This window comes from Methylomarinovum tepidoasis, from assembly GCF_030294985.1.
GTDB lineage: Bacteria > Pseudomonadota > Gammaproteobacteria > Methylococcales > Methylothermaceae > Methylohalobius > Methylohalobius tepidoasis.
In genome coordinates, this window is the sequence record NZ_AP024718.1 from 1,106,517 (window position 1) to 1,133,315 (window position 26,799).

The 26,799-nt window shown below is 65.0% G+C and carries 23 protein-coding genes; 8 read left to right on the plus strand and 15 right to left on the minus strand.

The window, feature by feature from the left end; all coding sequences use genetic code 11:
- Window positions 1–177: 177 nt before the first annotated feature.
- Window positions 178–1,137 (plus strand): PEP-CTERM sorting domain-containing protein, encoded by a 960-nt coding sequence (locus MIN45_RS05580; protein WP_286293937.1) that lies wholly within the window; start codon window positions 178–180, stop codon window positions 1,135–1,137.
- 618 nt (window positions 1,138–1,755) lie between these two features.
- Complete coding sequence (ltrA, locus tag MIN45_RS05585; protein ID WP_286293938.1) at window positions 1,756–2,943, plus strand: group II intron reverse transcriptase/maturase; 1,188 nt, start codon at window positions 1,756–1,758, stop codon at window positions 2,941–2,943.
- 107 nt (window positions 2,944–3,050) lie between these two features.
- On the opposite strand, the gene MIN45_RS05590 is transcribed toward ltrA, so the two are convergent.
- The 5 genes from MIN45_RS05590 to prsT form a co-directional block, all read right to left on the minus strand.
- Complete coding sequence (locus tag MIN45_RS05590) at window positions 3,051–4,076, minus strand: methyltransferase (RefSeq protein WP_286293940.1); 1,026 nt, start codon at window positions 4,074–4,076, stop codon at window positions 3,051–3,053.
- Window positions 4,077–4,078: 2 nt separating this feature from the next.
- Window positions 4,079–4,975 carry a ThiF family adenylyltransferase gene (locus MIN45_RS05595; protein ID WP_286293942.1) on the minus strand — a complete coding sequence of 299 codons (897 nt, stop codon included), beginning with the start codon at window positions 4,973–4,975 and terminating at the stop codon, window positions 4,079–4,081.
- Window positions 4,976–5,047: 72 nt separating this feature from the next.
- Window positions 5,048–6,091, minus strand: coding sequence for a nitroreductase family protein (locus MIN45_RS05600; RefSeq protein ID WP_286293944.1), 1,044 nt, complete (start codon window positions 6,089–6,091; stop codon window positions 5,048–5,050).
- Complete coding sequence (locus tag MIN45_RS05605) at window positions 6,088–6,759, minus strand: coiled-coil domain-containing protein (RefSeq protein WP_286293945.1); 672 nt, start codon at window positions 6,757–6,759, stop codon at window positions 6,088–6,090. The genes MIN45_RS05600 and MIN45_RS05605 overlap by 4 nt, the downstream gene beginning before the upstream one ends.
- Window positions 6,756–9,551, minus strand: coding sequence for an XrtA/PEP-CTERM system TPR-repeat protein PrsT (gene prsT, locus MIN45_RS05610; RefSeq protein ID WP_286293947.1), 2,796 nt, complete (start codon window positions 9,549–9,551; stop codon window positions 6,756–6,758). The genes MIN45_RS05605 and prsT overlap by 4 nt, the downstream gene beginning before the upstream one ends.
- Window positions 9,552–9,805: 254 nt before the next feature.
- On the opposite strand from prsT, the gene MIN45_RS05615 reads away from it, so the two are divergent.
- Window positions 9,806–10,594: a PEP-CTERM/exosortase system-associated acyltransferase gene (locus MIN45_RS05615; protein ID WP_286293949.1), complete on the plus strand. Its 789-nt coding sequence runs from the start codon at window positions 9,806–9,808 to the stop codon at window positions 10,592–10,594.
- On the opposite strand, the gene MIN45_RS05620 is transcribed toward MIN45_RS05615, so the two are convergent.
- The gene (locus MIN45_RS05620; RefSeq protein WP_286293951.1) at window positions 10,591–10,899 is read right to left on the minus strand and encodes a hypothetical protein; all 309 of its coding nucleotides are present in this window, start codon (window positions 10,897–10,899) and stop codon (window positions 10,591–10,593) included. The genes MIN45_RS05615 and MIN45_RS05620 overlap by 4 nt on opposite strands.
- A gap of 91 nt (window positions 10,900–10,990) precedes the next feature.
- On the opposite strand from MIN45_RS05620, the gene hemC reads away from it, so the two are divergent.
- The 4 genes from hemC to MIN45_RS05640 are packed head-to-tail and all read left to right on the plus strand — an operon-like array spanning window position 10,991 to window position 15,055.
- On the plus strand, window positions 10,991–11,914 hold the full coding sequence (gene hemC / locus MIN45_RS05625) for a hydroxymethylbilane synthase (protein WP_286293953.1): 924 nt from the start codon (window positions 10,991–10,993) through the stop codon (window positions 11,912–11,914).
- Complete coding sequence (locus tag MIN45_RS05630) at window positions 11,907–12,641, plus strand: uroporphyrinogen-III synthase (protein ID WP_286293954.1); 735 nt, start codon at window positions 11,907–11,909, stop codon at window positions 12,639–12,641. Before hemC ends, MIN45_RS05630 begins: the two co-directional genes overlap by 8 nt.
- 11 nt (window positions 12,642–12,652) lie before the next feature.
- Window positions 12,653–13,792 (plus strand): uroporphyrinogen-III C-methyltransferase, encoded by a 1,140-nt coding sequence (locus tag MIN45_RS05635; protein WP_286293955.1) that lies wholly within the window; start codon window positions 12,653–12,655, stop codon window positions 13,790–13,792.
- 15 nt (window positions 13,793–13,807) lie between these two features.
- The gene (locus tag MIN45_RS05640) at window positions 13,808–15,055 is read left to right on the plus strand and encodes a heme biosynthesis HemY N-terminal domain-containing protein (protein ID WP_286293956.1); all 1,248 of its coding nucleotides are present in this window, start codon (window positions 13,808–13,810) and stop codon (window positions 15,053–15,055) included.
- On the opposite strand, the gene ubiD is transcribed toward MIN45_RS05640, so the two are convergent.
- Genes ubiD through MIN45_RS05670 form a run of 6 tightly spaced genes read right to left on the minus strand, consistent with a single transcriptional unit; the run spans window position 15,056 to window position 23,139 of the window.
- Window positions 15,056–16,522 (minus strand): 4-hydroxy-3-polyprenylbenzoate decarboxylase, encoded by a 1,467-nt coding sequence (ubiD, locus tag MIN45_RS05645; protein ID WP_286293958.1) that lies wholly within the window; start codon window positions 16,520–16,522, stop codon window positions 15,056–15,058.
- Window positions 16,519–17,283 (minus strand): endonuclease/exonuclease/phosphatase family protein, encoded by a 765-nt coding sequence (locus tag MIN45_RS05650; RefSeq protein WP_286293960.1) that lies wholly within the window; start codon window positions 17,281–17,283, stop codon window positions 16,519–16,521. Before MIN45_RS05650 ends, ubiD begins: the two co-directional genes overlap by 4 nt.
- Window positions 17,280–18,935: an alkaline phosphatase family protein gene (locus MIN45_RS05655; protein ID WP_286293961.1), complete on the minus strand. Its 1,656-nt coding sequence runs from the start codon at window positions 18,933–18,935 to the stop codon at window positions 17,280–17,282. The genes MIN45_RS05650 and MIN45_RS05655 overlap by 4 nt, the downstream gene beginning before the upstream one ends.
- Entirely contained in the window at window positions 18,916–20,208 is a 1,293-nt protein-coding gene (locus MIN45_RS05660; protein WP_286293962.1) for a glycosyltransferase, read from the minus strand. The genes MIN45_RS05655 and MIN45_RS05660 overlap by 20 nt, the downstream gene beginning before the upstream one ends.
- Entirely contained in the window at window positions 20,205–22,415 is a 2,211-nt protein-coding gene (locus MIN45_RS05665) for a glycoside hydrolase family 15 protein (RefSeq protein ID WP_286293963.1), read from the minus strand. Before MIN45_RS05665 ends, MIN45_RS05660 begins: the two co-directional genes overlap by 4 nt.
- A gap of 1 nt (window position 22,416) precedes the next feature.
- Window positions 22,417–23,139: a TVP38/TMEM64 family protein gene (locus tag MIN45_RS05670; protein WP_286293964.1), complete on the minus strand. Its 723-nt coding sequence runs from the start codon at window positions 23,137–23,139 to the stop codon at window positions 22,417–22,419.
- 18 nt (window positions 23,140–23,157) lie between these two features.
- Between MIN45_RS05670 and MIN45_RS05675 the strand changes: the two genes are divergently transcribed.
- Window positions 23,158–23,586, plus strand: coding sequence for a hypothetical protein (locus MIN45_RS05675; protein WP_286293965.1), 429 nt, complete (start codon window positions 23,158–23,160; stop codon window positions 23,584–23,586).
- Here MIN45_RS05675 and MIN45_RS05680 read toward each other — a convergent pair.
- The 3 genes from MIN45_RS05680 to gloA form a co-directional block, all read right to left on the minus strand.
- Complete coding sequence (locus MIN45_RS05680) at window positions 23,552–25,471, minus strand: DCC1-like thiol-disulfide oxidoreductase family protein (RefSeq protein WP_286293967.1); 1,920 nt, start codon at window positions 25,469–25,471, stop codon at window positions 23,552–23,554. The genes MIN45_RS05675 and MIN45_RS05680 overlap by 35 nt on opposite strands.
- Window positions 25,472–25,574: 103 nt before the next feature.
- Entirely contained in the window at window positions 25,575–26,033 is a 459-nt protein-coding gene (locus tag MIN45_RS05685) for an Hsp20/alpha crystallin family protein (RefSeq protein ID WP_286293968.1), read from the minus strand.
- Window positions 26,034–26,398: 365 nt separating this feature from the next.
- Window positions 26,399–26,791: a lactoylglutathione lyase gene (gloA, locus tag MIN45_RS05690; protein WP_286293969.1), complete on the minus strand. Its 393-nt coding sequence runs from the start codon at window positions 26,789–26,791 to the stop codon at window positions 26,399–26,401.
- Between the last annotated feature and the right edge of the window lie 8 nt (window positions 26,792–26,799).

Here is a 26,799-nt window from a genome sequence, read left to right on the forward strand (position 1 = left end):
GCCAGGAGTGTCAGGTTTTTTTACAGTTGGGGGTTGGAGTTGAGAGTATCATGATACTCTCACTTTTCTGTCACAAAAAATGCCATTTAAATCAAGCGCAAACCCTATGTTTATGAAATTTGGCTCAGAAGATGCATAATTCAAGGCGCATGATTACTTTAGCTAAGGAGCCAAAAAATGAAGATGAAGCATATTTCATTGGCCATCGGTCTTGGACTGGCTGTATCCATGAGTGCGCAGGCTGGCTTGTTGTCCTTCCAGGATGACGCTCTCGACTATTTCCTTCGTAAGGATCCCAGCACAGGTCAGTACAATGCGGTGACATCCGGGGCTATCCAAAAGGGGGATATCGCCCTGGCGGTGTTCGAATTTCCGACGGTGACCGTTGATGGGGTCAACATTATCGGGTCGAACGAAGAATTTACCGGTGTTGCGGCCGTGCAGTTGACGGATATAGTGAATCCGGATGGTACTCATCCAAGCGATGGTAGCGGTGCAACCATCGGTTCCATCTATACTTTCGGGCTGTGGAATGATTTCAATTCTTTCCTAGTGAGTCAGGGAGGTGGTGATCTGGGACCATACGCCACGAATGCGGCCATTGCCGTGTGGCGCAACCCGACGACCGACTTCGATCTAGATTTGGATCGCGCTCACAATGGTGGGAACCCTAACTGTACCAGTCTGAGTGACTGCATCAGTCAGGCGGCGACCGGAACCCTGTTCCAAGTGGACGGTTTTTTAGGTGATGGTGATGAGTTGTGGACGGCAACGCAGCTTGTGTCAGGAGGCGGGGATCTGGCAACAGTGAAAACCCTTAATAATACAATTACTGTCGCTTCGGTAAATTTCTTTCTTTCAAACATTTACCAAGATCAGTATGGGGATGTAACCGGCATTAACGTCGGGACCGGAATGAATGATTGTACTTTCGTCGTGAACGGAACTCCTGATGGTTGTGCCCAGGTGACTGGAAACGTCAATCTGACCGGTGGTCAGGGGATCGCTGCTACAAATGAGGCGGTCGCCCACGGCACCACCATCAACGCCCAGAAGTACGTCCCCGAGCCGGCTACCCTGGCCCTGTTCGGCATCGGTCTGCTGGGTTTCGGGGCCCGCTCCCGCCGCAGCTGCTGAAACTGAAACAGCGCCTTCCCCATACGAAAAGCCCCGGTTTCCCGGGGCTTTTCTTTGTGCGCCCAGCATGGGCGCACCCCCGCGGGTGAGAGTCCCGCCACGAGCTGGTCACGGCGAGTGAAGCAAAGCGCAACTGCGGAAGGGTGACCGACCGTGGGGAGGAAGCGTGGAGCGTAAACCGCGAGCCGACGAACAGGAACCGGATACAAGGCACTGCCGAGCAGGGCGATCGGGCATGGAACCGCGAAGCTCTCGTGACCAAGGTGAGTCGGTGTAGATCCGGCGGTTGTGCGGTGAAGGGGTGCGCGCCTTACCTGGGGAGATCTCGCCTTGTGCCTGAAAGGGTGACGCTGCAAAGCGGCGCGAGAAGTCAGCCGAGGCCGTAGTAGTGAGGAAGCCTGGGAAACCGGGTGGAGCGAAGGGCCGAACGGGAAGGAAGGTTTGACGACTGCGACATTCGACGCGGCAAGGCATCAGAAGTCTGGGCGACCGGGGCGAACCGAACCGAAGGCAGGTGAAGCCTGCCCGAGGGCGGGGCGTGATGAAGCTGTGTCGGCATGTCATGGAGAGGCAGACCTGGGGCAAGGCCTGCTCGAGCAGGCGCTTGCGAGAGAGAACTTGGTTCTGGGCTGGAAACGGGTCAAGGCCAACAAGGGCAGTTGCGGGGTGGATGGACTGTCGATCGAACAGACCGCCGAATACCTGCGCACGGCCTGGCCCCGGATACGGGAAGAACTGCTATTGGGCCGCTACCGGCCCATGCCGGTGCGGCGGGTGCAGATTCCCAAGCCCGGCGGTGGGGTGCGTGAGCTGGGTATCCCGACGGTGACCGATCGACTGATCCAGCAAGCCCTACTGCAAGTACTGCAACCGCGGATCGACCCGAGCTTCTCTGACCACAGTTACGGGTTTCGCCCGGGTCGCCGGGCCCATGACGCCGTGCGGGAAGCGCGGCGGCATGTACAGGCAGGCTACCGGGTAGTCGTTGATGTGGATCTGGAAAAGTTCTTCGATCGGGTCAACCACGACGTGCTTATGGATCGTCTGTCTCGGCGAGTGGCGGACAAGGCCGTCCTGCGGCTGATCCGCCGCTACCTGCAGGCGGGCATCCTGAGCCAGGGCGTCAAGGTAGAGCGGTACCAGGGCATGCCGCAAGGCGGTCCCCTGTCACCGCTTTTGGCCAACGTGCTGCTGGACGAGGTGGACCGGGAGCTGGAGCGGCGCGGTCATCGCTTCGTGCGCTACGCCGACGACTGCAACGTCTATGTGCGCAGTCACAAGGCCGGCGAACGGGTCATGACCAGCCTACGCCGGTTGTATGAACGGTTGCACCTGAAGGTGAACGAGGAAAAGAGCGCGGTACGCAGCGCCTTTGGCAGCCGCTTTCTGGGATTCGCATTCTGGATCGCCAGGGGCGGCAAGGTCAAATGCGCGGTATCCCGAAAAGCCCTCGACACCTACCAGCGGCGCATCCGCCAGCTTACCCGCTGCAGCCGGGGGCAAAGCTTGGAACAGGCGGCCAAGCGTCTCCGGCAATACGTGAACGGCTGGAAGGGCTACTTCCGGCTGGTACAGACCCCAAAGGTGTTCCGCCGTCTGGATGAATGGCTGCGGGCCTTGCAGTTCAAGCACTGGAAACGGGGCAAGACCATGTACCGGGAACTGAAAGCGCTGGGTGCTACCGACGAGGTGGTCCGACGGATCGCGGCCAACAGCCGGCAATGGTGGCGCAACAGCCGCTATCTGCTGAACGCCGTGATGCCGATCGCCTTCTTTGACCGGCCGGGGGTGCCTCGACTCTCATGACCTCAACTTCCCGAACCGCCCGGTGCGGACCCGCATGCTGGGTGGTGTGGGAGGGGCTCGGTCAGGGCATCCCGACCGCCCCTATCCCGATCTCTACCGAAAAACCGTCAGGCCCGGATGCCGGTGATGATGCCGTGATCCAGCGGCAGCGCTTGGCGCTGAACTTCCTCAAAGCCCGCCTGCCGCATCCAGTCTTCGTATTCCTTCCAGGTGTAGAGCATCCCCTCGCCGGTGGCGATGGCAAGGAAATAAGGAGAACCGATAGCGGCGCTCAGGGGCCCGTCCTCGCTGTCGTTCTGCATCATGTTGAACAGGATGACCCGGCCTCCCGGCGGCAGGGCGTCGTGGCATTTCTGCAGAATGGCGCGGTCCTTCTCCGCGCTCCAGATGGTGAAGAAATGGCAGAACATGTAGGCATCCGCCGGGGGGAACGGATCGCTGAAGCAGTTACCGGGCACGGCGTCGATACGGTCGGACAGGCCGTGGGCGGCGATGTTGGCCCGGGCGATCTCGCACACCGTGGGCGAATCGAACACGGTCCCCCGCAGTTCGGGGAAGCGCTTGGCGAGGGTGATCAGATTGGTGCCGTCGCCACCGCCCACGTCCACCAGGTGGCGCACTCCCTGCAAATCCAGATTCTCCACCAGTCCCTGATTGGCCTGTACCGAGAGTTCCTGCATGGCCTCCTGAAAAATGCGCTCCAGCTCCGGATCGTGGGACAGACGCTGATACAGGGTCGGTTCGTCTCCGGGAAACTCCTTGAGCCCGACGTTGCGGTATTCGCGCACCGATTCCAGCAACCAATAAAGTCCCTTGTACATGACCCGGTGCTGCAGTTCCACGTATGCGGTGATCTTTTTGGGGCTGGTCGAGGTCAGGTATTGGCTGGCACCTTCGGAGTTGGCATAGAGGTCCCCCTCCTTGCGGAGGATGCCGGTGGAAACCAGCCCCAGGAGGACGATGCGCAGGGGCTGTTCGGCCAGTCCCAGACGTTCGGCCATGTCCCTGCGGGTGAGCGGGCCCTCCTGTGCCAGCAGGTCGAAGATACCGAGGCGCACGGCGGTGCGCAGGGTCTGGAAAAAGATGTGGCCGCCGAAGACCAGTTCTAGGGTCTGGAGAGAATCGTTGTTCATGGTCAAGACTCCTCGTTCAGATTGCGTTTCAGGAAATTGGTGAGCCAGCGGCGCTTGAGACGCTGGAGCGGATGGCGGTTGCCGAAAAGCAGTCTCCGGCGCATGTATCTGTCCACATAGGGATCGAACTGGTGATAGTGGGGCGCGGCATAGATCCGTCCCCTCCCCAGCAGGATTTTGGTGACCTCGGCCCCGACGACGCCGGCAGCCAGCTGGCAGGCGCAGGCCAGGGACGGGCCTCGGTGGCGCCGTGCATCCACGTGGGACAGATCCAGGTAACGTCGCTGCAGCCCTTTCGGTGCCATGCCGATGACATAGGCGGCGAACTGCTCCACCGGGTCCATGTCGTCGTGAAGGTCGAAGTAGTCGTCGAAGCGGATTCCGTCCGGGGAAAAAACGATCCACACGGTGCTGAAACCGACCGGTCCTGCCCCCAGGGCGTAAATTCCCGCCTCCCTGGCTTTGCGGTACACCATCCGGCGGACGTCGATCACAAAGGCATCGATTCCGTCTACGAGCACATCCGCATCCTTCAGAAAGGCATCCACGTTGTCCGGGCCGATCGGTTCCCGGAACACGCGCACATCGGCCTCCGGGTTGATGTCGAGCACGATCTCGGCCATAACCTCTGCCTTCGGCCGTTCCAGAGTGCTGAGGAACGCTCCGTATTGACGATTGAAATTAGCCAGCTCGAAAGTGTCGGGGTCGGCGATGGAAAAACGGCCGATACCCATGCGGGCCAGAGTGACCAGATCGACCCCGCCGACACCGCCAAGGCCGAGTACGGCCACCCGGCTTTTCCGCAGCCGTTCCTGTTCTTCGGAATCGACCAATCCCAGATTGCGCGAGAAAGCGACGGTATAGTCGAAATCCGGAGGGATCGTAGTGTTTGCGGTCATGGAGCGATCTTGGCAAAGTCAGAATAGATATCCCAAAGTATAGACCACTGGCCCAAAGGTAGGCCCGGAGGGTCACTTTCGCAGCAGTAGCGTTTCTGGCGGCAGCCGCCGGGAACGGGGGGCAGGCTTGGCCCCTGTCCCCACCCGCAGCAGCATCAAGGGCATGGAGCCGGCGAAGACTTCGGCGCTTTCTTCGGCCAGGCGCTCGGCCTCGACGGTCAGGCCGGCTGGAATCGTGCCGCTTTTGAGGCGGTAAAGCTGGTCGGGGAGGACGAAATAGGGCTGGACGGCGACTCCTGCCTCGGTCAGCGTCAGCCACACCCGTTCCAGGAGCCGGCCGGCATCGAGCCAGTGGCGGGGGGAGAGGCCACCGCCGACGATGGCGACCACCGCCCCGGCGTGGCTGAACTGGGCCGCCTCGATCCGGGCCAGGAGCCGGTAGACGCCGAAGCGGTTGAGGAAGGCCATCCGCCGCCAGTCCGCCAGAAAGCGGGAGAGCATTTCGCCGCCCGGCGGCAGGGCCAGGGTCGCCACGTCCAGGCCGTCGCCGCGGGCGACCTCCTCCGGGGTGAAGCGCAGCGAGCCGGCCAGCCAGCGGTGGATCTCCTCGGTGCGGAAACGCAGTTGCGAAGCCAGGCGCACCAGTCTCGCCAGGCGGGAGACGGCCTTCGGTTCGGCAAAGACCTCGATCTGTGCCTCTCCTTCCCGGAATGCCTGGAGTTCTTGGACCACTCCCGGCGGCAGAGGGTCTTTGGAAAAAGGGGCGCGGTTGGTGTGGCGTTCCCGGATGGCTTTAGGGATTTCCGTGTCGCCGGGATTCCGGGCGGGTTCGGGAATCCTGACCAGGCAGCCGGTTTTGGCGAAGTCCGGCAGTTCCCAGCGGTCGGTGGCGATGCCGGCATGATGCGCCGCCTGCACCAGGTTCTCCAGTAGCGCCCCGAAGGCCAGCAGGACCGCCGGATGGCCGCGCCCCAGCCCGGCGCCGCGAGTCTCGTCGAACTCCACCGAGAGCTGGCGGCCGTCGAAGACGAAACGCCAGGGTTGGGAGTTGTCCGCAGACGGAGTCAGGCGTCCGGCTTCGGCCAGGTAGCGAATCCAGGCAGGCAGATCGTTCATAGCAGTTTCACCAGGGTGGCCATCGCGCCCACCGCCACGACCATCAGGCTTCCCAGCTTGATCACCATCCGGTATTCCAGATCTTTCATGTCCCGTTGGAACGCTGTGCGCAGGTTTTCCAGGCCGCGTTTGGATTCGACCCGGACCTCTTTGATGTTGCGATCCAGCTCGGCGATGTCGTGTTTGAGCTCGGTACGGATCTCTTCGATCTTGCGGTCCAGTCCGGCAATGTCCTGTTTGAGCTCGGTGCGGACGTCTTCGATCTTGCGATCCAATTCGGCGATGTCTTGTTTGAGCTCGGTGCGGACGTCTTCGATCTTGCGATCCAATTCGGCGATGTCGTGTTTGAGCTCGGTACGGATCTCTTCGATCTTGCGGTCCAGTCCGGCAATGTCCTGTTTGAGCTCGGTGCGGACGTCTTCGATCTTGCGATCCAGTTCGGCGATGTCCTGTTTGAGCTCGGTGCGGACATCTCCGATCTTGCGGTCCAGTTGGATCCGGATCTCTTCGATCTTGTGCTCCAGCACAGCGATGTCTTCTTTGGTAACCAATCGGGCCTCGAACAGCTCGGCCTCGGCCTCCGCCAGGGTTTCCGCTTGCTGTTCGGAGAAGCCGGCTTCCTTGAGACGTTTGGCGAATTTCAGCGTATCGAGGGCGACTGCGCTCATTGGGTTGCACTCGTCAGGGTTTCAAGCAATGCTTCCGCCTTACGGCGTCCGGGAAAACGGCCTTCGGTCTTGAGCGCCTGTTTCAGGGTGGCGGTTGCCTCGGCCGTCAGCCCGTTTTCCTTCTGGGCGATGGCCAGATGATAGCGGATTTCCGGGTTGGCCGGGGCCAGTCCGGCGGCGTCCTCCAGGACCCGAAGGGCACGGTTCTTTTGGCCGTTTTCGAGCAACACCATTCCTAGGGTGTCTACGATCTGGGCGCTTTTGGGAGCTACGGCATAGGCCCGTTCAGCGTATTCCAGCGCCTGTTTGGGATTCTCCTTGCGTAGCAGCCAAGCCAGGTCGTTTAGAACCAGTGGATTTTTGGGAGCGATCTCCAGGATCCTGGCCAGCGCTTTGCGGGCATCCTGTTCCTGTCCCAGGGCCTGGTAGAAGCCTGAAAGGAAATAGATCACCAGGGTGTCGTTCGGATATCGCTGATTCCAGTCCTCCAGGGTTTTGACCGTCTCCTCGCGCTTGCCTGCGCGCCACAGTGCCTTGGCCAGATTGATCGTCAAGGCGCTGGAAGGCTGCCGGGCGAGGGCTTTGCGATAATATTCCGCGGCTTTCTCCGGCTGGTGCTGGCGCCCCGCCCACCAGCCTTTCAGGGCCAGCACCTCGGGATTGTCAGGGAAGTCCTGGGCCAGGGACGCCAATGCCCGCTGCGCTTCGGCGGTTCTCCCTTCCAGGGCCAGGAGTTTGGTGTAGGCTAGCCGTGCCGGCAAGAACGCCGGGTTGGCCTTGAGGGCGCTTTCCAGCTCGGTACGCATGTTTTTCAGATCACCGAGCCGAGCGTAAACCTGGGCGAGCAGGTGGTGAGGCAGGGGCGATCCCGGGGCGACTTTGGCCAGTATCTTGGCGGATTCCAGGGCGCGTCTGGGCTGTTTGGCCTCGAGTCGGGCCTTGGTCAGCACCGCCAGCAGTTCAGGATGTTTGGGATGGCGGCTCTGCACCTCCTCCAGCAGGGTCAGGCTGCGTTGGGGCTGGCCGAAGGTGAGGTAATACTTGGCCAGTTCCAGCCGCGGTTGCAGCAGCTCGGGACGCTGCTGGACCAGATCGTTCAGGCGCTGTTCCATCTGTTTGAGATTGCCTTCGCGGAAGTCCATTTCCGCCAGCCTGAGCTGTGCCCGTGCATTATCGGGATGGGCCTCGAGAACCGCCTCGTAGATGCGCCGCACTTGGTCGAACTGTTTGTTTTTGTAAGCCAGGCGGGCCAGGTTCTCCCCGGTGACGGGATTGCCGGGATCGAGTTTCCACGCCTGCTCCAGCGCTGCCTTGGCGGCGGCCTCGTCTCCCTGGGCTATGTGCCACATGGCTTCCAGATTCCAGGGCAGAGGATGGTCGGGCATCTTGGTCTTGAGGCGGTCGATGGCTTCCCTGGCCTTGGTGAACTGTTTGTCCCGGATATAGATTTTGGCCAGCAGGACGTCAGGTTGGACCAAGTTCGGTTCTTCGGCCAGCGCCTTTTCCAGGAGCCCCACGCCTTCCTGTTTGAGCCCCGCAGCCAGCATGCCGGTGGCCAGGCGCGCCTTCACGGCCGCCGATCCCGGCTCCAGCTCCGCCATTTTTTCCAGATATTTCATCCCCTCTTGGGGGTGGCCGCTGGCCAGTTCGATATTGGCCATCAGGTTGAGGGCGAACAGATTGTCCGGTTGGCTCAGAAGCACCGGCATCAGCAGAGAACGGGCGGCCGCGTAGTCCTTCTGGCGGTACTTGACCAAGGCCAGGGCCTCATGCGTCTGAACGGAGCCTGGAAGCGCGGCTTTGAACCGGCTCAGGCGAGCATCCGCCTGTTCCAGTTCACCCAGGTTCAGGTGGAGCAGTCCGAGATAGAAATAAGTGAAGGGGTAACGGTCGTTGAGGGCCAGGGCCTGTTCCAGGGATTCCTTGGCTTCCTCGGTCTTTCCCTGGGTGAACTTGAGATAACCGTCAGCGAAATGGGTGAGGAAAAACTTGGGGGCCTCCCTGTGGAGCATTTCGATGTCCTTGGCGGCCGCGGCGAATTTTTTCAGGTCGGTCCGCACCAGGGCCCGATTGGCGCGATCCGCGGCATTGTCGGGGCGGTATTTGATGGCCTTGGTGTAGGCTTCCTCGGCTTGTTTCAATTCACCGTGGCGGCGGTGGAGTTCGGCTTCGAACCGCCACAGGAGCCCGTCCTCAGGGGCCACCTGCAGGGCTTCTTCCACAAGGCCGAGCGCTTTGTCGGTGTCGCCCTTGGCCGCCGCCAGCCGGGCCAGTCCCAGTTTTCCCCGTGGGTTTTTGGGATCCAGTTCCAGGGCACGGTCGTATTCGGCTTTGGCCTTGTCTGCTTTTCCTAGAGCCAGCCAGGCGTTACCGCGATAGGCGGCGAGGGTCGCCTGTACGTGGGGAGGAAGGTTGGGGGGAATGTCGATCTCGTCGAGTATCTGCTGGTTTTTTCCCTGCAGCAGCAGAGCCTGGGCCAATGGCAGCAACACGGCTTCCTTCGCCAGTCCCAGTTCGACGGCGCGCCGCAGTTCCTTCTCCGCTGCAGCGCCGTTGCCCGTCTTGAGATAGGCTTCGCTCAGCAGGCGCCGGGCCTCGATGTTGTCCGGATTCTGTTGCAAGGCGCTTTTGAGCTCGATGGTCGCGGCGCGCAGGTCGCCTTTTTCCTGAAATTCCTTGGCGCGGGCCAAATGCTCGGCATCGCTGAGGGGCTTGGAGCACCCGCCGGCGAACAGGGCCAGCCAGACAGGTAAGAAGGAAAGCAGTTTGAGAATGCGGGCTTGCAAATGCATGGAGAGGTTCCTCAGGGTCGATAGTCGTCGGAATTTTTACGGCCATGAACTGCCTCGGTGCGATGGCCGCTTGCCACTTTGGGAGCAGTCTGCCCCGGATAGCTCTGAACCGCAACCCCGTCTGGCTCAGGTGCTTGATGGGTGGTTTCCTCAATCTGCAAGAATAGTCCGAAACGCGACCGGCTGCAGCGCCGGCGATTGCGGAGATTGTGGACTAGACTTGGGAATAGGGTAATTGTTCAGGCTGAAAATCCATGACGAACGGCAAGGATGGTGCACTGGCGGCCGCCGATCCACGGCAGGTAGATCTGCATCGGGTCTTCTACCGGTATTTCGACATCCTCCCGGCCGACAGCGAGGCGCTGCGGCGCGAGGTTTACAAGCTGCGGTTCCAGGTCTATTGCGTGGAGACGGGGTTCGAGCGCGCCGAGGACTGTCCGGAGGTGATCGAAAATGGCCGGCCGGTGAATCTGGAGACGGACGAATATGACGCCCGTTCGGCCCATTATCTGGTGCGCCACCGCCGCACCGGGCTGTATGCCGCCACCGTGCGTCTGGTGTTGCCCGATCCGGCGGACATCATGGCGTCGTATCCCATCGAGAAGCACTGCCCGTTGGATGAGCCGGTCACCGATCCTGCGGTGCGCCGCCATCTGGCGGAGATCTCCCGTTTCGCCGTCTCCAAGGAGTTCAAGCGCCGCCGCGGTGAGCAGAAGACCCTGGCGGGCATCGGCCCCGAGCCGGAAGTCTATTTCGCGCCGGACGAGCGCCGCCTGCTGCCCCACATGACCGTGGGGCTGTTCGCCGGCATCGTGCGCATGACCCGAGCCCATGACATCACCCACTGGTATGCAGTGATGGAACCTGCGCTGCTGCGGCTGCTACGCCTGTTCGGCATCCGCTTTTTGCCCATCGGCCCGGACGTGGATTACCACGGCCTGCGCCGCCCCTGTCTGGCCGAGGTGGACAAGGTGCTGCCGATGATCCGGAAGGTCAACCGGCCGGTGTGGGAGCTGATCACCGACCGGGGCAGATACGCCTAGATGAAGAACGCCTTCAGTACCAGGGAGATGACGCCGGCCAGCAGCAGGGATAGCATCCAGTGATGCAGCCGTAACTGGGATTCGATCTGGCCGGAGCGTTTCTCGAAACGCTTTTCCAGATCCGTCAGCCGGGTATCGATGCGGCTCTCCAGCTCGACGAATTGCTGTTCGTACTTGGCGTCGAATTCCACCAACCGCTGTCCGAACTTGCGTTCCATCTGCTCGAAGCGCAGGTTCATTTCCTGCTCCAGCCGCTCGAGATCGCGGATGGTGGCCACATCGGAGGTGGTCAGGGCCGATGCCATGGCCGCAGTATAGCGCAGCGCCGCTGCCCCATCCAACCGCCCGCCGAAGTTCTGCTACAATGCCGGGCTGGCAAACCCCAGAGCAGTTTCCGTGACCGACATCGTTCGCATCGCCACCCGCAGAAGTCCCCTGGCCCTGTGGCAGGCCGAGCACGTGGCCGGCCTGTTGCGCCGCCACCATCCCGGCCTGGAAGTGGAACTGGTGAAGATGGTGACCCAGGGGGACCGGATTCTCGACGCCCCACTGGCCAAGGTCGGCGGCAAGGGGCTGTTCGTCAAGGAGCTGGAACAGGGGCTGCTGGACGGCCGCGCCGATCTCGCCGTCCATTCCATGAAGGACGTACCGGTGGAGTTGCCGCCGGGGCTGCACATCGGCGCCGTCCTGGCACGGGAGGATCCCCGCGACGCCCTGGTCAGCCTGAATTTCCCCGATCTCGAAGCGTTGCCGCCGGACGCCCGCGTTGGCACCTCCAGCCTGCGGCGCCAATGCCAGCTGCGCCAGCGTTTTCCCGGCTGGCGCATCGCCTCGCTGCGCGGCAACGTCGGCACCCGCCTGGACAAGCTGGCGGCAGGCGGGTTCGACGCCATCGTTCTCGCCGCCGCAGGGCTGGTGCGTCTGGGCGAGGAAGGCCGCATCACCCAGTGGCTCGATCCCGACCTGTGCCTGCCGGCTATCGGCCAGGGCGCCATCGGTATCGAGTGCCGCCGGGACGATGCCCGCATCCACGAGCTGATCGCCCCGCTGCACCATGCCGATACCGCCGTCTGCGTCGCCGCCGAACGGGCCCTCAACGCGCGCCTGCAGGGAGGCTGCCAGGTGCCGATCGCCGGTTTCGCGGTGCTGGAAGGAGGGCGGTTGTGGCTGCGCGGCCGGGTCGGGCGTCCGGACGGCACCCTGCTGCTGAAAGCGGAGACGGAAGGAGCACCGTCTGCGGCCGAGGCGCTGGGAACGGGGTTGGCGGAGACGCTCCTGGCTCGGGGCGCCGATGCCATCCTGCGGGCGGTCTATGGCTGAGCCGCTGGCCGGCAGGCGGGTGCTGGTGACCCGCCCTGAACACCAGGCGGAAAACCTCTGCCGCCTGCTGCGCGCCCGCGGCGCCGAGCCCTGGCCGTGTCCGATGCTGAGACTGGCGCCGCTGCCGCCGCCGTCCCCGGCGTGGTGGCAGGGTTACGACTGGCTGATCTTCGTCAGCGCCAACGCGGTGCGTTTCGCACGCGATGCAGGGCTGCCGGCGCGGATTGCGGCCAAGGTGGCGGCCATCGGCCGGGCCACCGCGGCCGCCCTGGAAAAGTCCAGGTTGACGGTAGCCTGTCAGGCGCCGCCGCCGTATACTTCTGAAAGTTTGCTGACGCTGCCCGTGTGGGATGAAATCGGCGGCCGGCGGGTGCTCATCGTCCGTGGCCGGGGCGGGCGCCCCGAATTGGGGCAAGCTCTGGCCCGGCGTGGGGCCGAGGTGGCCTGTGCGGAACTGTACCGCCGCCTGCCGCCGGCGCCGGAGAGCGTGACCCGGCTGCACGAGGGCCTTGCGGCCGGTCTCGATGCCGTCCTGGTCAGCAGCGGCGAGGTGCTGGCCAATCTGATCGCGGCGGCGGGGGCACGGCTTCGGGAGCTTCCGCTGGTGGCGCCCAGCGAGCGGGTGGCGGCGCAGGCCCGGCAGGCGGGTTTCGAAGATGTGACCGTCGCCGCCTCGGCCTTGGACGAGGTCATGGTGGCGGCGTTGCAACGGCGATTGACTGAGTAGGTGGAAGCGATATGGCGGATATGGTTCCGGAAGACGAGTTCGAAGACGAGGGCCTGGGAAAACTGGGTCTGTGGATCACCATCGTCGTGGTCCTGCTGATTCTGGCGCTCGGCGGCGGCGGTTACTATCTGTTTCAGAAACTGCGCAGCGAGCAGGCGGGCCTGGGTGGGGCGGTCGGCAAGGAATCCCAGCGGGTGCTGGAGCTGACCCATCAGGTGACCACCCTGCAGAGGGAGATCGCCCTGATCCACCGTCAGATCACCGACCTCGACGCCAGGCAGGCCGCCCAGCAGCAGCGCTGGCGCCAGATGCTCGACGAGCAGGCCAAGGTGTTCGACGCCAAGCTAGAGGCCCTGGAGAAGAAGCTGGAAAACAGCCACGCCAAGCTCGCTACCCAGATCCAGGCCCTGGGGCGGCAGATCAGCCGCACCCGTACCGACGTGATGCTGGCCGATGCCGAATACCTCCTCAGCGTCGCCAACCAGAAGCTGCGCCTGACCGGCGACGTGCAGGCGGCCCTACGGGCGATGGAGGCGGCCGACGAACTGTTGCGCCAGAGCGGCGATCCGGCGGCGTTCAAGGTGCGCGAGGCCCTGGTGAAGGAGATCGCCGCGCTCCGCAAGGTGAAACAGCCCGACGTGGTCGGGGTGTCGGCCCAGCTCCTGGCCCTGGAGGAACAGGTCAGTCAGCTTCCCCTCTACCTGCCGCACATGGGCAAGGTGGCCGAAGGCCAGCAGAAAGCCCATCCCAGCGATCAGGACATCATCGAACAGTGGAAGGAGGTGCTCACCATCCGCCGCCGTAAGACCGAGCGCCCGGTGGAGGCGATCCTGACTCCGGAAGAGGTGGAAGCCATCCGTCATGCCCTGATCCTCAAGCTGGAGACCGCCCGTTTCGCCGCGGTCCGTGGCGCGCCCGATCTCTATCGCAGCAGCCTGGAAGCGGCCAGGCAGTGGGTCCAACAGCATTTCGACACCAAGGCCAGGCAGGTGCAGGATTTCCTCGCCGCGCTCGACCGATTGGCGCAGCAGCCGGTGGCGGTGCAGCTGCCGGAGATCGGCCAGTCGCTCAAGCTGCTGCGCCATCTGCCGCAACTGCGGCTGGATCTTGAGCGTCTCGATGGTGCGGTGCCTGTCGCACCGGTCCAGTAACCCACGGAGGCGAGGATGGAAGCGCTGAAGAAACAGCTCATCATCTGGTCGGCGGTGCTCCTGGCCGCCGTGGCGGCCGCCTTCCTGCTGCCGCGGCTGAAGCTGCTCCAAGACGCCGGTTACGTGCTCATCGGCTGGGGGCGGTGGGAAATCGAGCTGACCGCCGTCACCCTGATCCTGATCTTCATCATTGGCTTCGTCCTGTTCTATGCCGCCATCCGTCTCACCGCCCTGCTGATCCGCCTGCCGGCCCTGCTGCGCCAGCGCAGGGAGCAGGCCCAGGCCGACGCCGCTTTCCAGAAGCTGCTTCACGGCCTCAAGGAAGCGGCCGAGGGCAACTGGGAACAGGCCGAGAAGGTCCTGATCGAGGGGGCGGCGCTGAGCGGTCAGGCGCTGGTTCATTACCTCACCGCCGCCCGCGCCGCCCACCAGCGTGGGGCCCTGAGGCAGCGCGACGAATACCTGAAGAAGGCGCGCGAGGTCGAGCCCGACGCCGAGGTGGCGGTCAAGCTTACCGAAGCCGAGCTACATGTGGCCAACGAAGATTTCGACAAGGCGCTCAAATCGCTGCAACGGCTGGAGAAAATCGCGCCTGCCAACGCCCAGGCGCTGCGGCTGATGCACCAGGTCTATACCCGCCTGGGGAAATGGGACGCCCTGACCAAGTTGCTGCCGCGCCTGCGCAAGAATCAGGCGCTCTTGGAAGCCGAGGTCCGCCTGATGGAGCTGGAGGCCTACAGCGCCCTGCTGCGTGAGGCGGCCAAAACCCACGATCCCAAGGCCCTGGAGGAAGCTTGGCAGAAGATCCCCGATCCCCTGCGCAAGGAGGCCGATCTGCAGGCCATCTACTTCGCCGCCATGATAGAAGCCGGGGCCGGGGAGGCCGTCGAGTCGGAATTGCGCCGTACCCTGACCCGCCACTGGAACGAAACCCTGCTGGTACTCTACGGCGCCCTGGAGCTGCCGGACGCCGCCGCCCAGCTGGCCCACGCCGAGACCTGGCTCAAACGCCACGGCGACGATCCCATTCTGCTGCGGGTACTGGGCAAGCTTGCCCTGCGCGCCGGCGAACCGGACAAGGCCGAGGATTATCTCACCCGCAGCCTGGAGAAGCAGCCGACGGCCGAAACCTACCGGCTGCTGGGTGACCTGTTCCTGCAGCGGGGCGAGAGCGACAAGGCCGCCGAATGCTACCGCCGTGGCCTAATGCTGGCTTCCAAGGCGGTGATCGAGGAGGTCGAGGCCCATCCGGAGGGTGGGTGATCACTCGATCCCCAACGCCTCCCAGATCTCGTCCACCCGCCGTTTCACTTCCGGGTCCATGACGATGGGACGGCCCCACTCGCGGGTCGTCTCTCCTGGCCATTTGTTGGTGGCGTCGAAACCGATCTTCGAGCCCAATCCCGCCACCGGCGAGGCGAAGTCGAGATAGTCGATGGGGGTGTGCTCGATGACGGTGATGTCGCGGGCCGGGTCCATGCGGGTGGTCATGGCCCAGATCACGTCCTTCCAGTCGCGGATGTCGATGTCGTCGTCGGTGACGATGACGAACTTGGTGTACATGAACTGGCGCAGGAACGACCACAGCCCCAGCATCACCCGCTTGGCATGGCCGGGATACTGCTTCTTCATGCTGATGACGGCCAGGCGGTAGGAGCAGCCCTCCGGCGGCAGGTAGAAATCGGTGATCTCCGGAAACTGCTTCTGCAGCAGGGGCACGAACACCTCGTTGAGGGCCACGCCGAGCACCGCCGGTTCGTCCGGGGGGCGGCCGGTGTAGGTGCTGTGGTAGATGGGATTGCGGCGCTGGGTGATGCACTCGATGGTGAACACCGGGAAGGTTTCTACCTCGTTGTAATAGCCGGTGTGGTCGCCGAAGGGGCCCTCCGGGGCGGTCTCCCCCGGATGGATGAACCCCTCCAGGACGATTTCGGCGCTGGCCGGCACCTGCAGGTCTGACAGCCTCGCTTTCGCCACCTCGGTCTTGCCGCCCCGCAACAGACCGGCGAAGGCGTATTCCGACAGGGTGTCGGGCACCGGGGTCACCGCCCCCAGGATGGTGGCGGGATCGGCCCCCAGGGCCACGGCCACGGGAAACGGCTCGCCGGGATGCGCCTTCTGCCAGTCGGCGAAATCCAGCGCTCCGCCGCGGTGGGCCAGCCAGCGCATGATGACCTTGTTGCGCCCCAGGACCTGCATGCGGTAAATGCCCAGATTCTGGCGCTCCTTGAACGGTCCCCGGGTGATGACCAGGGGCCAGGTGATGAGGGGGCCGGCGTCCTGGGGCCAGCAAGTCTGGATCGGATAGCGCCCAAGGTCCACCTCGGCGCCTTCGAAGATTTCCTCGTGGCAGGGGGCGTGGCGCACCACCTTCGGCGTCATGTTGAGCACCTGCCTGAAGATCGGCAGCTTGTCGAAGGCGTCCTTCATGCCCTTGGGCGGATCCGGTTCCTTGAGGAAGGCCAGCAGTTTGCCCACCTCCCGCAGGGCCGCCACCGATTCCTCCCCCATCCCCAGGGCCACCCGCTCCGGGGTGCCGAACAGATTGCCCAGCAGGGGGATATTAGAGCCCTTGGGGTTCTCGAACAGCAGCGCCGGCCCCCCGCGTTTCAGGGTGCGGTCGCAGATCTCGGTGATTTCCAGGAACGGGTCCACCTCGAGGGCGATGCGTTTAAGCTGGCCCCGCTGTTCCAGCAGGCGGAGGAAGTCGCGCAGGTCACGGTATTTCATGCCGGATGGTCGTCGGTTCGGGAAGGGGAAAGGATACCCGATTCGCCGCCTTCCAGCTCGACCACCAGAGGCAGGTGGTCGGAGGCGACGCGGCTCAAGGGCGTGTCGTGAACCTCCGCCCGCCGCACCGCCACGTTGGGACTGACGAAGATGTGGTCCAGACGCACCAGTGGCAGGCGGCTGGGGAAGGTGGCGTGTACGTGGCGCTGGCGGGCCTGGCGGCTGGCATCGCGCAGGTGGCGGCGCAGGCGGCGGCACAGGCCGGAGTGGGGATGGGTGTTGAAGTCGCCGCAAAGGACGCTGCGGCAGCGGCAGACTGGTTTGGCGAGCCACTGGGTCAGCAGGGCGCGCAGCTGGCGCTGGCGTTCCGCCGGGGTCAGGCCCAGATGGGTGTTGAGCACCTGCCACGGCTCTCCCCGCCAGGTCACCTGCACCCACAGCACACCGCGGGGCTCCAGGCGGCTGGGGAGCGGGCCGGCGGCCACCGGCTCCATCGGCAGACGGCTGAGGATGGCGATGCCGTAGCGTTCCTCCTCCACCTGGACGGTGGTGTGGAAGTGGTGGCCCATCTGCAGGTGGTGGGCGATGTGGTGCGCCTGATCCAGCCGCTGGCTGCGGCGCCGGTTGACGTCCACTTCCTGCAGCGCCACCACGTCGGCGCGGCAGGCGGCGATGACGTGAGCGATACGCTCCGGCAGGTATTGGCCGTCGCTGCCGCGGCAGCTGTGGATGTTGTAGGTCATCACCCGCAGGCCGGTCATGGACGCCGCAAGACCTCCTCCACGGCGCGGCGCAGCGCCTCTGCCGTCATCGGTTCTTCCGGCAGGGGCGCATCGGCGGGCAGACAGGCAAAGGCGGTGGTTTCGTCCGGCCCGGCGCCGGCGTGGGCGCCGTTCTCGACGGCGAAGGTCAGCGCCTCGCAGCCGGCACGCCAGCCCACCAGTACCAGATCGCCGGCAGCGGGGTGGCGACACAGGGCCGCCCAGTCTTCCCCCAGGCGGTCGCGCCAGGGATGATCGGCGCCGAACAGCGCCGCGGCCTGCGCCGGCAGCCGGAATTCGCCCTCGGCCGTCCAGGCGCGGACGCCGTCGCCGTCACAGGCCAGCACCAGAGGGATGCCGAGCCGCCCGGTCAGTTCCCGGGCCAGACGGCGACGGGTCGCCGGATCCGGCGGTTGCCCCAGATACAGGTGACCGACCGGTCCCAGGGCCGCCAGGGCGTTTTCCCCGGTTTGCGGTTTCGCCTCGTTGACCGGGAACAAGCGCTGTACCTGCCGGCCGCCGAGCCAGCGCACCCGCAGGGTCTGGATGCCCCGGCCCACGTCCGCCTGCAGGGGCGCAGGCGATCCCAGGTCGGCCAGCAGTGCGGAGACGGCCTCGTCCAGATGGCGGCCGTGGCGTTTGACATAGGGGGTGACGCGCTCCTGGCCGTGGTCGGAATAGACCCACACCTGATAGCGCCGCCGTCGGCTGCGGCGGGCGCTGCGGTGGAGGCGGGCGATGGCGGCGTCGATGCCCTTGAGGGTCCAGTGGGCGAAGCGGGAGTCGGGGCCGCGGCGGTGGGCCTGTTCGTCGTAGCCGAGCAGGTTCAGATGGATCACCGGCAGGCCGCGGGCGGCGTCGATGCGGGCGCCGATGACCGCCAGTTCCCGGAGCAGGATGACGATGCCGACCCGGGTGGGGATGAATTTCAGTTCCTTGAAAAAGTCTTCACCGGCGACGATGCCACGCAGACAATCGGTCACCGCCAGGCCCAGCTCGACGGCCAGCAGGGTGGCGATCCGCGCCAGGCTGGGAAGATGCAGCCCGGTGAACAGCGCCAGCTTCCAGCGCGAGATCCCCTTGAGCGGCGGTCCCCAGCCGAGGGCGGCGGGGCAGAAGTGCGCCTCGGCGGCGCCGCCGGTGAAAGTGTCCACGTAAGCGCTGCCGCCGGACAGCAGCGGTGTCCCCCGTTCCCGCAGCTGTGCCTCCACCGCGGCCGCCGGCCCCGGTTCGTACATCCGCACCACCTCGCCACTGGGCGGGTCGCGGAAGCTGAACGCCGGCACGCAGCGGGGCACGCCGTAAAAGAGCAGTCCCTGGCAGGCCGGGGTGGTGGCGGGTAGGCCGGCGTACTGGCGGTGGAGGCGGTAGCCGCCTCGGGTCAGTAGCCGCTGCAGGAACGGCATCCGCCCTTGCTCCAGGGCGCGTTGGAGCTGGCGGTGGGCGAGGCCGTCGATCTGGATCAGAATCAGGCCGGGGGCGTCGGCCGGGCCTTCGAAACAGGGCAGCTTCAGCAGGCGGATGAACCATTCGCTGCGGTCGAGATAGTGCCGCAGCCAGCCGAAGACCGCCGGCCACTTGAAGCGGAGGCTCCGTGGCCCGTTCCCCCCGGCCACGGCGTGCGCGGAGGTTTCAGCCTGCCGTTTCGTCACGCAGAGGGGCTCCCGAGGCGATGGCCTTGCCTGCCGCCTCCATCATCTCCCGCACGATGTCCCACTCGGTCCTGAGGCGGCGCAGGGCCTGTTCCCATTCTTCGATCTCCGCCGCCGGGTGGGGGCGGCGTTTGCCCGCCAGCAGGCGTTCATAGCAGCTCAGGGCCTTGTCGGCGGTGCGTTCCAGGGAAAAGCATGCGGCGGTGCGGCGGGCGGCCTCTTCCAACTGGCGGCGGCGTTCCGGCGGCAGGGCGAAGAGCCAGTAGAGGGCGGCGGCGAATTCGGTGACGTCCTCCTTCATCACCAGACGGCCGTTGACCCGGTCTTCCACCACCTCGCGCGCCCCCGGGGCGTCCAGGGCCACCACCGGGGTGCCGGCGGCCATGGCTTCGGTCAGCACCAGGCCCTGGGTTTCGCTCTTGGAACTGAAGGCGAACACGTCCATGGCGTGATAGGCGTCCGCCAGCTGCTGTCCCACCAGTACCCCGACCCGGTGCAGGCGGTCGGCGACGCCGCGGCGCTCGCAGGCCCGGCGGATGTCCGCCTCGCTCGGCCCGCGCCCGGCCACCAGGAAGCGGACGTTGGGATGGTGTGCGAGGAACAGGGCCACCGCTTCGGCGAGGAAGCCGAGATTCTTTTCCGGCGCCAGCCGGCCCACGTGACCCACGACGAAGGCCTCCTCCGGAATGCCGTGGGTGCGGCGGAACCCGGCACCGTCGCCGCGGGCGAACCGCTCGATGCGGATGCCCGTGGGGACCACCTCCACGGGCGTGGTCACGCCCCGTTCCCGGAGCAGGCGGGCGATGCTTTCGCTGGGGGCGAACACCAAGTCGCACAGGTTGGCGTAACGGGTCGCCAGCTCCACCACGAAGCGCTTGAGCACCGGCGAATCGAGCACGTAGTGGGTGTAGTACTCGTAACGGGTGTGATGGGTGAACACCAGCGGCAGGTCGCGGGCGCGGGCTTCGCGCACGGCGGTCATACCCAGAAGATAGGGGTGATGGGCGTGGATCAGCTGGGGGGCGAAGGCGTCCAGGGCCTCGTCCAGGTCGGCGAACAGGGGCAGGGCGACGGCGAAGTCGCTGCCGTTGAAGTTCTGGATCGCCGGCACCCGCACCACGTCCACTTCGTTTTCCGGTGTGCCGGGGAACTCCGGCGCCACCACCAACACCCGGTGGCCCCGGCGGCGGTATTCCTCGGTGAAGGAGGAAACCGAGCGGGCGACCCCACCCACGTGGGGCAGATAGGTGTTGGTCATCATGACGATGTTCACAGGCGAATCCTCCCGCTGCGGGCATCGACCGCGACCGGATCGCAGCCGGGCAGATGGATGGTCAGGGGCGGGGAGCGGTGACGCCAGTCGGCCTCCCAGGCAATCTCGGTGCCCCCCTGGGCATCGGTTTCCAGCGTCAGGGAAATCGAGCCGAAAGCCGTGGGGGCGGGGCCGAAGCGGAGCCGGTCGCCGGGCCGGCGCCAGGCGGCGGGGATGCCGCCGGCCAGAATCAATCCTTCGCTCTCCTCGCGCACGAAGGCGTTGCGCAGCATCAGCAGCCATTCCGCCGCCGCCCACACGTGCTGGCCGTCCCCCATGCAGCCGCCGAGGGTGCGGGGATGTATAGCCTCGGGCCACTGGCCGGTGGGGGAGGCCAGATCGGCCACTGCGCGCATCAGTTCGAAGGCGCGGGGGTCGCCGGCCCGCAGCAGCACCTGGGCCACGTGCAGGGTCAGGTAGGCGTTGATGCCGGAATGGATCATATCCTGGAAGAAGCCGCCCTGGACGAAGCAGCGTTCCAACAGGAAGGCGGCGGTGTCGAGCAGGCGGGGGTCGTCGGCGGGGAACAGTTGCAGCGGATACCCGGCCGCCAGGGAGCCGATGGCGCCGGCATCCAGACGCCGGGTCGGGGCGGCGGGCATGGCGGGCCGCCCCAAGTGCCGGGCCGCCCGGGCCAGGCTGCGCTCGACCGCGGCACGCAGGTCGGCGGCCTCGCGGCGGAAGGTCTGGGCCAGGGCCGGGTCGCCGGCATCGAGCAGGCGCGCGGCCGCCTCCAGGCCGGCGATGCTCCAGAAGTCGTCCCAGTAGTAATAGTCGTTGGGCCCCAGGTGCTCGGCGCTGAAGCCGGCCGGCAACAGCCCGCCGTGGGGGGAACCGTCGTCGGGCAGGCGTTTGGCGGCGATCCAGCGGGCGCCCTTGACGACCGCCTCGCGCCACCGGGGTTTGAGGGGGCGGCCGCTGAGACGGCAGAAGCGCTCCATGATCCACAGGGCCTCGCCGTTGGCGTCCCATTCCCCTTCCTGGGAGTGGAAGTAACCGCGCAGGTCCTGGCGTTCGGGGAAGCGATCCAAGATCGCCTCGGCGCGCTCGAACAGGCCGGCGCTCAGGAGCCCGTGGACGATGAAGGCGGCGTCGCGGAACCAGAAGCGCCGGTAGGTGTAGGGGCCGGGGAAGGCATCGCCGGGACAATGCAGGATGACGGTCGTCAAGGCCGCATCGTAAAGGAAACCGATGCGCGCGTCCGGCACCTCCAGGCGGCAGCGATGCGCGCGTTCCTCGTGCCAGGCCCCGGCTTTGAGCGCTCTGGGCGTCTCGGGCCGGAGGGGGATGCGCAGGCCGATCCGCCGTTCGCCTTCCAGGCGGTAGCGGGCCGCTGCCGTGGCCATGCCGACTTCGCAGCACACCTGCGTCCGTTCGCGGGCGTCAGGCAGATGGAGGGCGACGTCCCCGGCGTGATAGTCGTTGACTAGGTGACTTTCCGGGTGGGTTTCGAAATGGACTTCGGTTTCGTCGATGCGCCAGCGGCGTTTGTCAAGGCGGATGTCGTGGATGAAGCTGATGCCTTCCGGGTTGCAGGGACGGGCGCTGATTACCAGCCAGGCGGGCCGCTCGCTGTGGCCCTGGACTTCGAGGCGACAGACGGGACGCCCGTCTTCCAGTTCGACCCAGGCGCAGGTGGTCAGGGCCAGACCGCCCCGGGTGGTCGTGGTGGTCACGGCCGGTTGCGGTTCCAACGCCAGGTGTTGCTCGGCCTCACGGCAGTGGGAGGGCAGCAGGCGCTCGCCATCGTCGGTGACGATCCAGCAGTCCAGCGACCAGCCGTCGTACAGCGGGGTCAGCAGCCCCCGGGGATCGACGATGGGGTACTGGTCCAGATCCGGCCAGCCCACCGCGGTCCAGTTGCGGTGGGTGAGGTTGACGTGGGTGATGGAAAAGGCACGCGGGATGAAGGACTCATCGTGGGGATCGAACTGGCGCACGATCCAGTAGGGCCAGACCCAATCGAGATTGTGCTGGATCACCCGGCTGTTGATGAGGCCGCGGGCGTGGAACACCATCCCGGCGCGCAGCAGTTCGATGGGCTCGCCCACTTCCGAAGGCTGGGCGAAACCGCGCAGGCGCGCCAGCAGCGCCACCGGATCGATGAAGCCTTGGGCGCGGGCCAGACGGCGGACGACGAAGCGCCAGGGGAACCATTTGAGCCACATGTCAGCGCGAAGCCTCCTGCCGGTATTTTTCCAGGGCGTCGCGGGCGATGCGCTGGAGATGGAAGATCAAGGCCACGGTGGCGCCGAACCCGAGCAGGTACAGCCCCCACTGCAGCGGGCTGGTAACGCCCTTGAGGCCCAGGGCCGCCATCGCCCCCAGCCAGACGTTGTGGAGGCTGAAGGGCACGATGCCGATCAGGGTGCCGAGGACGAAGTCCTTGAAGCGCACGCCGGTAAGGCCGAAGAAGTAATTGGCCAGCTTGCTGGGAAAGAAAGGCACCAGCCGGCTGAGCAGGACGATCTGGAAACCGCGCTCGATCATCTCCTCGGCCATCAGCTTGAGGTGGAGACGCTGCGCCAGCCAACGGGCGGCCCGTTCGCCGAAGAAGCGATGGGCGATGGCGTAGGCGATCGCCGCGCCCAGCGTGGTGCCGAGGACCACATACACGGTGCCCTTGACCACCCCGAACACGAAGCCGGCGCCGATGGTGAAGAACACCCCCGGCAGCAGCAGGACCACCACCAGGGCCATCAACACGATGAACAGCAGCGGTGTCCACACGCCCTGCCGGTCGATCCATTGCAGCCAGCGGATCACTTCGTCATGCCAGTCGAAGGCCACCAGCAGGGCCACGATCAGTCCCACCGCCAAGGCGCTGCCGGCCAGCCCCAGCAGCAGGGGGTTCTGTCGCCGTAGCCAGGTTTTGAGCGGGTCCAGATCCATGGCGGTTCCCGTGTCGTCGTGTCTTGGGTAAGAATGCGGGTCGGCGGCGCCGGAATCAAGGGGGAATTTCATCGGCGGGCGCCGGTCGAAGCGATCATGGACGATTGTTGCAATTCCCTGTCGATTTCGCCATCATCGCCCGGCACGGCGGTGGGAATGGCGATGAAGGAACGGTTGCGACGCTACTGGCGGGCGCTGCGCAAGCGTCTGTCCCTGAAAGTGCTGATCGGCGGTCCGGCGGGGATCTTCGCCTGGAGCCTGTCCGGTGCCGGCGCCCTGGCGGTCGTGATCTGGGGGCTCAAGACCATCGCCCTGCCGCTTTTGATGATCAAGACCGCCTCCTGGGGAATCTGGGGTGCCGGCGTCCTGCACCAGTCCCAGCGGCGCAAGAAACGCCTGGAGGAAGCCGGGGCTAAGGATTCCGGGGCGGCGAATAAGCGATCCTGACCTGAAGCGGTTCCCACAGTTCCAGCCGGCCGCGGCCGTGCTCCCACACCAGCTCACCGGCATCGTGCCACGGCTGGCGCAGATTCCACTCCCTGAGCCCTTTCTCCCACTGGGCCGGCATGCGAATGGACTTGGCCTTGAGGCGGAAACGGGTGCGTTCCAGATCCAGCCCCAGCCGGGTACCGTAGAAGGCGATCACCTTGGTGGCGAATTTCTCCAGCCGGTAAGCCGACAGGCGCGGAGTCACGGCCACGTTGGCCCACATGGAATGCACCCGGCCCCAGTTGGGGGTGACGATGCGGCCTTCCCGATTGACGAAGGGCAGCCAGTGCTCCTTCCCCTGGGCATCGAGCCAGGTGAGGGCGAAAATCGTCTCGTAGCCCTTGAAGTGGTCGGCCAGATACAGGGCGTGGGGAGTGATGCCGAAGAAAGCGTGACTGAACGACAGCAGCAGGTTGCTCACCGGCGCCGCCGGCCCCAGGATGCCCTCCCAGCCCAGGCGGTGGAGCAGGCCGTAGTGCACCGTGCTGTTGAGCTGCAGCAGGCCGAGGAACACCAGCGCTTTGGCCAGGCGGGCCGCCTTCTTGCGGGGCGAGCCCAGGAAGTCCCGCCAGGCCTGGGCGAGCGGTCCCGGTTCCAGGTCGGGTGGGGCGAGACAGGCGGCATCGCAGCGGCGCCGGCTGTCGGCGATATGGCGGTAGAGGCGCCGGGCCAGCGGGTAGATCCCCGGCAGCCGCAGCAGCCATCCCAGGGGGCGGGTGTAACCCAGCGCCTCCAGAATCTGGATGTAGGTATCCACGCCCTGGTAACGCCGTCCCTGCGCATCCACCGCGTACAGGTCGGTGAGCAGCTGGTCTTCGTTCACGCCTGCCAGCGCCGGTTCGGCGGCCGCATGGGTCTGGAGGTCGAGAAAGCGTACCGCCCGGCGGATATCGAAGTGTTCCACCACGATCACCGTGCGCAGACACAGGGGGCAAAGGCCGTCGTAATAGACCTTCAGCCGCGGCTTTGGCAGCCGGATCCATTCCCCCAGCCTGCGCCACCACGAGAACGGCACCATGAGGAAATAGTGCACCAGCATCCCCAGACCGAAGGGATAGATGTTGAAGGAGATCGTGATGCCGCCGTGGAACAGCACGCCCAGCACCAGCAGCGGCACCCGGAAACGGGGGTGCCAGAACAGGAACGGGAACACGAACTGGAAGCCGATGACGGTGTAGCCGATGGCCTTTTGCAGCCATTCGATGTTCAGCAGCCAGCTCAGGTCCAGGGGCGAGATGTAGTAGGGATGCGACGACGGCAGCCAGGGACCGAGGCCGTTGCGCCAGTGCTCGGAGAACAGCTTGTGGATGGCGGAATCGAAATACAGCGGCGCCAGGGTGATGAGCAGGGGGGCGTAGTAGGCCCATACCGGCACCGTGCGCGGCAGCTCGTAGCGATGGCCGGGGACGGAATAGCGGAGCGCCAGCCGCAGCCGGTCCAGGGACAGGGCGCGCTCCGAGGGCAGAAAGATCAGCAGCAGCCCGGAGGAAATCATCATCTGGTCGAAGCCGCCGTCGAAGTCCCGCCACAGGGGGGTGAAAGCAGTGAAAAGGACCCAGAAGACGTAATTGACCGCCGCGCACAGCCGGGTGTGCCAGCCCAGGATCAGCCCCAGGGCGGCCAGGGCCCACAGGGGCAGGAAGAAGGCGATCATCGGCGGTCCCTGATCCAGGTAGGGAATCTCGTCGAAGATCAGCGGGCGGAAATGGGTCAGGAACAGGATTTCCTGCAGCGCCACCAGCCCGTAGCCGATGCGAAACGCCCCCAGCCCGGTGGCGGGGACCTGACGTTCGAGCACGGACCGGAGCAGATCGGTAAGACGGGAAAGCGGTGAAACTGCCACGAAAGTCACGCTTTTCGGTAGAAAAAACGGGGAAATTATAACGAAAAAAGACCGGCACCGCTTGGCAGTGCCGGTCTTTGTCTTTAAGCGAAAGGCGCTTAGATCAGCCGCCGACTTTCACCTCGATCTTCTTCGGCGCTTCTTCCGCTTTCTTCGGAATCACCAGGGTGAGGACGCCGTTGTCGTATTTGGCTTCGATCTTTTCCTCATCCACGGTTTCCGGTAGCACGAAGCGGCGGAAGAAGCTGCCGTAGATGCGTTCGACCCGGCGGTAATTTTCCTTCTCTTCCTTGGCTTCGGTCATACGCTGACCCTTGATGGTCAGGACGCCGTTTTCCAGGGTGACCTCGATGTCCTCCGGCTTGACGCCCGGCAGGTCGGCCTGGACGATGTAGCGGTCCTGTTCCTCTTTGATGTCGACGGCGGGGACCCATTCCACCTCGGCGGGAACCTCGCCTTCCGGCCGGGTCACGCCGCCCGGAAGCGTACCGAAGGTGCGCTCCAGTTCACGCTGGAGCTGGTTCAGCAGTTGAAACGGTTCGTAACGGGGTACCAATGCCATGGTTTGCCTCCTTGAGTTTCAGGTTGTTCGTGGTTCGTGAACCTATATGGAGGCAGGCGGGATTTTTTCAAGGGGGCGGAAGGACGATCTTGCCGCCTAACGATTGCTTTTCCGGGGGCTGGGAAGGGTCTGCCGGACCGAAATTCGTCCATGAATTTAGGCCCGGAGCGGCCCTCCCTGGCCGCTGCCAGACCCTTCCCAGCCCCCTCCCGCAGAAGTGACAGCGGATGATTGCGGCGCTTGTTAGGGTGGGCGGACGTGCTGCCAGCGGGTGTACTCGGCCTGGATGGCCGAGTATCGAGCGTTCACGGACGAATTCACAGCGTCCTGCTGGCAGCACGTCCGCTTACCTCGAGGATGCAGGATCAGTCCTGCCGTTGGGGGCTGAGCAACTCGATCTTGTAGCCGTCCGGGTCCTCGATGAAGGCCAGAATGGTATTGCCGTGTTTCATCGGGCCTGGCTCGCGTACGATTCTGCCGCCCTTGGCGCGGATTTCCTCCACCGCCTGATACACGTCGTCCACCTCGATGGCGATGTGGCCGAAGCCGTTGCCCAGGTCGTATTCGTGGGTGTCCCAGTTGTAGGTCAGTTCCAGCACCGTGTCGTGGGCCTCGTCGCCGTAGCCGACGAAGGCGAGGGTGAAGCGGCCTTCCGGATAATCCTTCCGGCGCAGCAGCTTCATCTTGAGCACTTCGGTATAGAACCGCAGCGACCGCTCCAGGTCGCCGACCCGGATCATGGCATGCAGGATACGCATGGTCCCCT